The following is a 6819-nucleotide window of genomic DNA, read 5'->3' on the forward strand; positions in this document are numbered from 1 at the left end:
GCTGTCCGGCCGGGTGTCGTGGGTGGAGGCGGACCTCTCGGCTTGGGAGCCTCCGGCGCGGTACGACCTGGTCACCACCCATTACGCCCACCCGGCGATTCCGCAGCTGGACTTCTACGAGCGGCTCGCCAGCTGGGTCGCCCCTCGCGGCACGCTGCTCATCGTCGGGCACCTGAACGACGCCGGGCATGGGCGGCACGGCGGGCACGTGACCCACGCCGGGCACGATCGCGGCGCCCATCCGCCGGCAGAGGCCGGTGTCACCGCGGCGTCCGTCACCGCGCGGCTCGAGGCCGACCGGTGGGAGATCGTCACCGCCGAGGAGGCCTCGCGCGAGATGCCGGGCCACGGCGGCGCGCCCGTGACGGTCCACGACGTCGTCGTCACAGCCACCAGGAGGCCCTGAGGCGGTGGGTCGCGGCGTGTGGCCGACCCGCGCGACGGTGGCGAAGGTAGTTCTTATACATGGCCAGTGTCATCCCCGCTCACCCCGTCTACGGACATCCCACCGAGGAGAAGGTGGTCGACCTCCTCCGCGACCAGCTCTCCGACGACAGCCTGATCGTCGTGGGTCAGCGGGTGTCCACATACGAGAAGGAACACGAGGTCGACATCCTCGTGGCGATGCCCGGCGCGGGGATCGTGGCGATCGAGGTCAAGGCCGGGCAGATCGCGATCGAGGACGGCCGGTGGGTGCAGGGCAGCGGCACCCGGAAGGTCACCATCGACCCGGTCACCCAGTGCCGCGACGCCCTCTACGCGCTGCGCGGGTACGTCAGTGAGGATCCGCGGTGGCCGGATCAGCTCCAGCGCTGGACCCACATGCTGGTGTTCCCGAACGCCTCGATCCCCGCCGATTTCGCCAGGCCGGAGATCCCGCGCGACCGGATCGTGGACCGCGACCAGCTCGACGAACTCGCGATGATCGCCTTCCGGTTGGCCCGTGAGTCGGGTCCCACCGACCGCCCGTTCCTGTCCGCGGACACCGTCGACCGGCTGTCCGAGATCCTCGGAGGTCGGGGGCTACCCCAGCGCGACGTCGTGGCTCGCGCGGCCGAGAACGCCGACATCGCCGACGCGCTCACCCGTGAACAGTCGGTGCTCCTGCGGGCGGTCGACGCCCTGCCGCGGGTGGAGATCCGGGGCGGCGCCGGTAGCGGGAAGACCTATCTGGCGCTGGAACAGGCCCGACGGTTGTCGAGGGACGGGCAGCGCGTCGCACTGATCTGCTACTCGCACGGGCTGGCCAGCTATCTCAAACGGGTCACCGGCGGATGGAAGCGGCGGGAGCGACCCGCGTACGTCGGCGAGTTCCACGCCCTGGGCGTCGAGTGGGGCGCGCCGGTGGGCCCGGACGAGCGGATTCGGTCCACGGAATCGGTGCGGTGGTGGGAGGAGGATCTGCCCGGGTTGATGTCCGACCTGGCAGACGAACTGCCCGACGGCAGGCGCTTCGACGCCGTGATCGTCGACGAGGCCCAGGACTTCGCCGACAGTTGGTGGCAGCCGGTCGTCGGAGCGCTGCGTGACAGGGAGAACGGTCGGCTCATGATCGTCGGCGACGCGGGCCAGAGTGTGTTCGAGCGTGCCGGCCGTCCGCCCGTGGACCTCGTACCGCTCGTGCTGGACCACAACCTGCGCAATACGCGGCAGATCGCCAGCGCGTTCATGCCGCTGGTGGGTCAGCGCATGGAGTTGCGCGGCGGCACAGGTCCCGCCGTCCGGTACGTGGAGGTGCCGGAGGGCGCCGATCCCGTCGCGGTGGGAGACGACGAGGCGATGCGACTGCTCGATGAGGGGTGGGAGCCCCGCGATGTGGCGTTGTTGACCATCGGCTCGCGTCACCCCATGCAGGTCGAGCTCCAGGAGGACGGCAACGACGCCTACTGGGAGACGTTCTGGGACGGCGAGGACATCTTCTACGGTCACGTCCTCGGCTTCAAGGGTCTCGAACGACGTGCCGTGGTCCTGGTGTGCAACAGCTACGAGGGCATCGACCGCCTCCGCGAGCGCATCTACGTGGGACTGTCACGGGCGACGGACGTACTCCTGGTGGTGGGGGACCCGTCGGTGTGATGGGCGAAATCCATAGGGGAGAGGAGTTGTCGGGAAGTCTGACAGGAGGGGCCACTGCCCTGCATCATTATTCCTGGACTGACGTACAGAATGACCCGAGATCACCACCGAGGACGGCCAGATGAAACTAGGTAAGGACCTCCAGCAGCAGATCGCGGTGTTCGGGGAGGCCGGAAGCGGCAAAACCGTCCTGCTCTCGTCGTTCTACGGCGCCACCCAGGAACCGGACTTCATCGAGAAGAACCACTTCAACGTCGTCGCCGATGACCAAGGCGAGGGGCAGAGACTCCATCGCCTCTATCTGGCCATGCGGGATTCGACAAGGCTTCCCGCCCTTAACCGGTTCAAGGGCGCAAGTCACGGGTTCACCATCCATCTCAAGGCCCCGACCGGGGGTCACAAGGGACGGACGGGGAAAATCGAGGGACTGCACCTGATCTGGCACGACTACCCGGGTGAGTGGTTCGAGAGTTCCCCGGACGGGGTCGAGGAACAGAAGCGGCGCCTGTCGATGTTCCGTTCCCTGCTCGGCTCCGATGTGGCCCTCTTGTTGGTCGACGCCCAGCGTCTGATCGACAACGCGGGCGAGGAGGAGCGTTATCTCAAGTTGCTCTTCACCAACTTTCGGAACAGCATCCTCGGGCTCAAGGACGGATTGCTTTCCGACGGAAGGCCGCTGACGGGATTCCCGCGGATCTGGATCATCGCCCTGTCCAAGGCGGATCTGCTCCCCGACACCGACGTCTACAGGTTCCGTGACCTGGTCATCGAGAAGGCCGCCGGAGAGATCGGGCAACTCCGCGAGGTATTGCGTTCACTGGTCGTCGAGAGTGAAGCGCTCGACATCGGTCAGGACTTTCTCCTGCTTTCGTCGGCGAGGTTCGAGCCCGACAGGATCGACTTGTCGGAGCGCAAGGGTGTGGACCTGATCCTCCCGGTCGCCTCCGTACTCCCGCTCGAGCGATTCGCACGGTGGGCGAGCAACTTCGATATCCCCGGCAAGGTGCTCGAGGTGATGCTGAGAGGAGCAGGCCCGGTGCTCGCCCGAGTCCTTCTGAGGTCGAAGGTCTCGAGGCCGATGAACATCGTCGCGAGGTTTGTGGGGACCGAGGTCGTCGTGGAAGTAGCCGTGACGGCGGCGGACAAGGTCAGAGACCTCAACGAGCGTTACCGGGCGAAGGGCGACGCCGTCGGCGTCACGCTGAGCCAGTTCAGATTGGATCTCCAGAACGCCGAAACGGAACACGTCTTGATTCGGAGCAAGGCGTGAGCCTGATCTGGGCGACTCGCGGTCGGCACTGGGGATTCCGGTTCGTGTACGGCGGGGGGTATGCGGACCCACTGATCGAGTACGACAAGGTCTTCAAGACGGCCGGTCCGGAGGACGAGCTCTTCATGCCGTCGGGCGCTCGGGCGGCGCTGCGTTTCCCGGATCCGCTCGGCCGAACGGACCGTGCGGGCCGGGTGATTCCCCACGAGTTCGTGCTCGATTCGGCGATTGCATGTGATGTGGATGAAGCAAGGGCGGCGGTATGGCCGTTGATCGCTGATTACTACGCGACCATCTGGGATGTGGAAATGCCTCCGACGCCACAGTGATCGGACCCGCAAGGGCGGTCGTGACCCCTGGGCGCCTCCGCCCCGACCTCGCGGGGAGGTCGGGGCGGAGGCGCCCGACGGCGGGGCGTCCGCGCGGGAAGTCAGCTCCCGAGGTCCGTCTCGCCCTCGACGATCTCGGCCTGTTCGGCCCTCCGGTCGCCGTGCGTGACGGCGATCTTGCGAGGCTGGGCCTCTTCGGCCACCGGGATCACCAGGCGGAGCACTCCGTCGGTGTAGTCCGCCTCGATCTTGTCCGTCGCCAGGCCCTTGCCCATCGCGAGCTGCCGGGCGAAGGTGCCCGCCTGTCGCTCGTGCATGAGCCACTGGGCGTCGCCCTCCGCGGGAGCGCGACGCTCGGCGCGGACTGTGAGGGTGCGGTCCTCCACGTCGATGTCGATGGTGGAGGGATCGACCCCCGGCATGTCGATGAGCCCGACGAAGCGATCGCCCTCCTTGTAGAGGTCCATCGGCAGGGAAGTCGAGGCGGTGGCGCTGCGGAGCCCCTCGCCCAGGAGGCGGTCGAGCTCACGGAACGGATCGAAACGGGTGCTGGTGGCCATGATGGTCTCCTTCAGGACTGGTCGGGGCGCTCCCGGCATCTCCGGGTCGCACTCGGTTCAACCGCGGGTCGTAGTTGAGTATTCCCGACTCAGGTCAGATTTCTTGATTGAGTCCTCTGGGCTCAACCCACTGGGAGGGCGGGCAGTGCCGGAAGCAGATCGGCGACCGAACCGGTGTCGATCCCGAGGCCCTCGAGCGAACCGAGCAGGGCGCCCGGGTCGAGCAGGCCGCCGTCCTCGTCGTCGTCACCCTCCAGGCACTCCCCGGGCGCGGCGACGGCCGTGCGGAGGCCGGCACCGTCGGCGGCGGCGTCGTCGGCCCACAGGAATCGGACCCGCTCGGCGATTCCCGGAGCGTCACCGACGGTGCACTCGACGGTCTCGCGGTGGGCGGCGAAGCCCTCGTTGGCGAGGTTGGCCATCCCGGCCGGGCGGGCGTAGAGAGTGCCGTCGGTGACGAACCCGGTCCCGTCGAAGGTCATCTCGATCGAGCGCCCCTCGCAGACCTCGTCGCAGAGGACCCGGAGGGTGCCGGACGTTTCGTCGTGATCGAGCGCCATCACACCCTGGAACGGCGACGTGAAGGTCTGCAACTCCGTGACCGCTCCGGCCTCGCCGAACTGGACGAAATGGACCTTGCCCGTGCCCTCGACACCCACGGCGAACGCACCTCCCCATGCTTCGGGGAGGAACTCAATGGCTTCGAGGCCGCCGTTCGCGCCGACCTGCCCGGTGAGGGAGGAGAGGGGGTACTCATCGGTGGCGGCGAGCGTGCCGGAGTCGCGGTCGGCGGGGAGGTCGAAGCGCAGGACCGACGGGCGACTGGTGCCGCCGGCGTTGTTGTTGCGCTCGGTGGCCACGTAGATCGCGCCGTCCGAGCCCACGGTCACGCCCTCGGCGTCGGGCAGCCCCGAGCCGTCGGGGTACCGGAGCACGAAGGTCCGCGAGAGCGAGTACGTGCCGGCTGCGCGGTCGTAGTCGAGGACGTAGAGCGTGCCGGTGCCGTTGTTCACGACGTACGCGGTGCCGTCGGCCGCGATGTCGACCCCGGACATGTCGTCCTCGGCGAAATCGCCACCGAGGGCGGCCGGGGAGACGGTCAGGGGGTCGAAGGGCCACAGAGACGTCACGATCGGCTCCTGCGCGACCGCCGCGACATTCCGCGCGTCGCGGGTGGACTCGCCGGTGACGGCGAAGTCGCCCGTCATGTCGGGGATGCGACCCCAGGTGACGGCCGCGTGGCCGGACCAGGTGGTGGAATCGACCAGGTTGCCGTCGGCGTCGCGCAGGGTCACCGAGTCGTTCCCGCCCAGCCCGAAGTAATCCGGGTCCACGTCCGTGTAGAAGGACCGGTAACCGCCGGACTCAATGGTGGTACCGGAGGGGAACACGAACGGGTCGTGCGTGGGGTCGCCGTCGATGAGCGTCCAGCCGGAGATGTCGAGGTCCTGATCGGTGTCGAGGTTGGCGAGCTCGACCCAGTCACCGACCGGGTCGCCGTTGGACTCGACCTCGTTGATGACGATGTCCGCGGCGGTCGCCGCGGGTGCGGGTGCGGCGGCGGAGACCGTGGGCAGTCCGACCGTTGCACCGGCGGCGAGGAGTGTCGAGAGGACACCGGAGAGGAGGGTGCGTGAGCGCATGTGTGGCCTTTCCTGGGCTTCAGGCGCGGGTGAGTGACCACGGAACCGTACGAGTGTCCCGTGCCCGGGGGCTTGCCGGATCATGGCGGGGAGCTGAACACTCCCTGACAGGCCGTTCCCGAACGTGGGGCGGTCGGCCCGATATTCCCTCGTCAAACCGGGATCCCTCGATAAACTCACCTTCAGATTAGGATCCTGCGACTGCCGGATCCGGTGACAGGGAGCTGCGACATGACACAGAATCCTCCCCCCGGATGGGACGGGCCGCCCACGTCGGAGTTCAGGGCCGTCCAGCAGCCAGGGCACGGACCGGGCGGGTACGGTGCCGGCGGCTACGGATCGAGCGGCTACGGGGACTACGGCGCCCCGCCACGTAAGCAGGGGATGTCCCCGGTCGCGATCGTGGCCCTGACCGTCGGTGCCATGCTCCTGATCGGGCTGGTCATCGCCACGGTCTTCCTGGTGGTGCCGAGGTTCACACAGGACTCGGCAGCGCCGGTGACCTCCACCGTCTCGGTGACAGCCACCGCGCCGGAGTCCCCGGCCCAGCCCACCGTCCAACCCGCTCGACCCGCTCAACCGGCGCAACCGGCGCGACCGGCGTCGCCGTCCGGCGCGTATGAATGCTCCAACGCGGAAGACGGTGCCTACTCGCGATCGGCTGTGGGTTCGAACGCCACCTCCTGCGAGTTCGCCCTGTCCGTGTGGGCGGAATACCTGCTGGCGGGTGGCAACGGCGCGCCGATGGTCCTGGACGCCTACAGTCCGGTGACCGGCGAGGTGTACACCATGTCGTGTTCCGGTCGAGACGTGGTGACCTGCACCGGCGGCAACAACGCCGTGGTCTACATCTACTGATGGTGCCGCTGCGCTGGAGGCGCGCGGTCGTGGCGGCCACGGCCGCGACAGCGGCCGCGGCGGGGGCCTGCTCCCCCCTCGGC

The 6819-nt window shown here is 68.2% G+C and carries 7 protein-coding genes; 5 read left to right on the forward strand and 2 right to left on the reverse strand.

Features of this window, described 5'->3' with window-relative positions; all coding sequences use genetic code 11:
* From G6023_RS13200 to G6023_RS13215, 4 genes are all read left to right on the forward strand, one after another.
* Positions 1-406 (forward strand): class I SAM-dependent methyltransferase (locus G6023_RS13200; RefSeq protein ID WP_472986443.1); only part of this gene is annotated, 406 nt, incomplete at its 5' end.
* 59 nt (positions 407-465) lie between these two features.
* Positions 466-2076, forward strand: coding sequence for an NERD domain-containing protein (locus G6023_RS13205; protein ID WP_182635935.1), 1611 nt, complete (start codon positions 466-468; stop codon positions 2074-2076).
* A gap of 157 nt (positions 2077-2233) precedes the next feature.
* Entirely contained in the window at positions 2234-3346 is a 1113-nt protein-coding gene (locus G6023_RS13210) for an ATP/GTP-binding protein (RefSeq protein ID WP_206681002.1), read from the forward strand.
* The gene (locus G6023_RS13215) at positions 3343-3675 is read left to right on the forward strand and encodes a hypothetical protein (RefSeq protein WP_182635939.1); all 333 of its coding nucleotides are present in this window, start codon (positions 3343-3345) and stop codon (positions 3673-3675) included. Before G6023_RS13210 ends, G6023_RS13215 begins: the two co-directional genes overlap by 4 nt.
* Before the next feature lie 101 nt (positions 3676-3776).
* On the opposite strand, the gene G6023_RS13220 is transcribed toward G6023_RS13215, so the two are convergent.
* Both G6023_RS13220 and G6023_RS13225 read right to left on the reverse strand, forming a co-directional pair.
* Entirely contained in the window at positions 3777-4235 is a 459-nt protein-coding gene (locus G6023_RS13220) for an Hsp20/alpha crystallin family protein (RefSeq protein ID WP_182635941.1), read from the reverse strand.
* A gap of 122 nt (positions 4236-4357) precedes the next feature.
* Positions 4358-5878: a lamin tail domain-containing protein gene (locus G6023_RS13225; protein ID WP_182635942.1), complete on the reverse strand. Its 1521-nt coding sequence runs from the start codon at positions 5876-5878 to the stop codon at positions 4358-4360.
* Positions 5879-6109: 231 nt separating this feature from the next.
* Between G6023_RS13225 and G6023_RS13230 the strand changes: the two genes are divergently transcribed.
* Positions 6110-6736 carry a hypothetical protein gene (locus tag G6023_RS13230; protein ID WP_182635944.1) on the forward strand — a complete coding sequence of 209 codons (627 nt, stop codon included), beginning with the start codon at positions 6110-6112 and terminating at the stop codon, positions 6734-6736.
* Positions 6737-6819: the final 83 nt, after the last annotated feature.

This window comes from Dietzia sp. DQ11-71 (assembly GCF_014144995.1).
In the GTDB taxonomy this organism is placed as follows: Bacteria; Actinomycetota; Actinomycetes; order Mycobacteriales; family Mycobacteriaceae; genus Dietzia; species Dietzia kunjamensis.

What these genes read in the sequence shown, in the direction of transcription:
- G6023_RS13205 (WP_182635935.1), top strand. Translation starts at nt 466, where the DNA reads ATGGCCAGTGTCATCCCCGCTCACCCCGTCTACGGACATCCCACCGAG.
- G6023_RS13220 (WP_182635941.1), bottom strand. Translation starts at nt 4,235, where the DNA reads ATGGCCACCAGCACCCGTTTCGATCCGTTCCGTGAGCTCGACCGCCTC.
- G6023_RS13225 (WP_182635942.1), bottom strand. Translation starts at nt 5,878, where the DNA reads ATGCGCTCACGCACCCTCCTCTCCGGTGTCCTCTCGACACTCCTCGCC.
- G6023_RS13230 (WP_182635944.1), top strand. Translation starts at nt 6,110, where the DNA reads ATGACACAGAATCCTCCCCCCGGATGGGACGGGCCGCCCACGTCGGAG.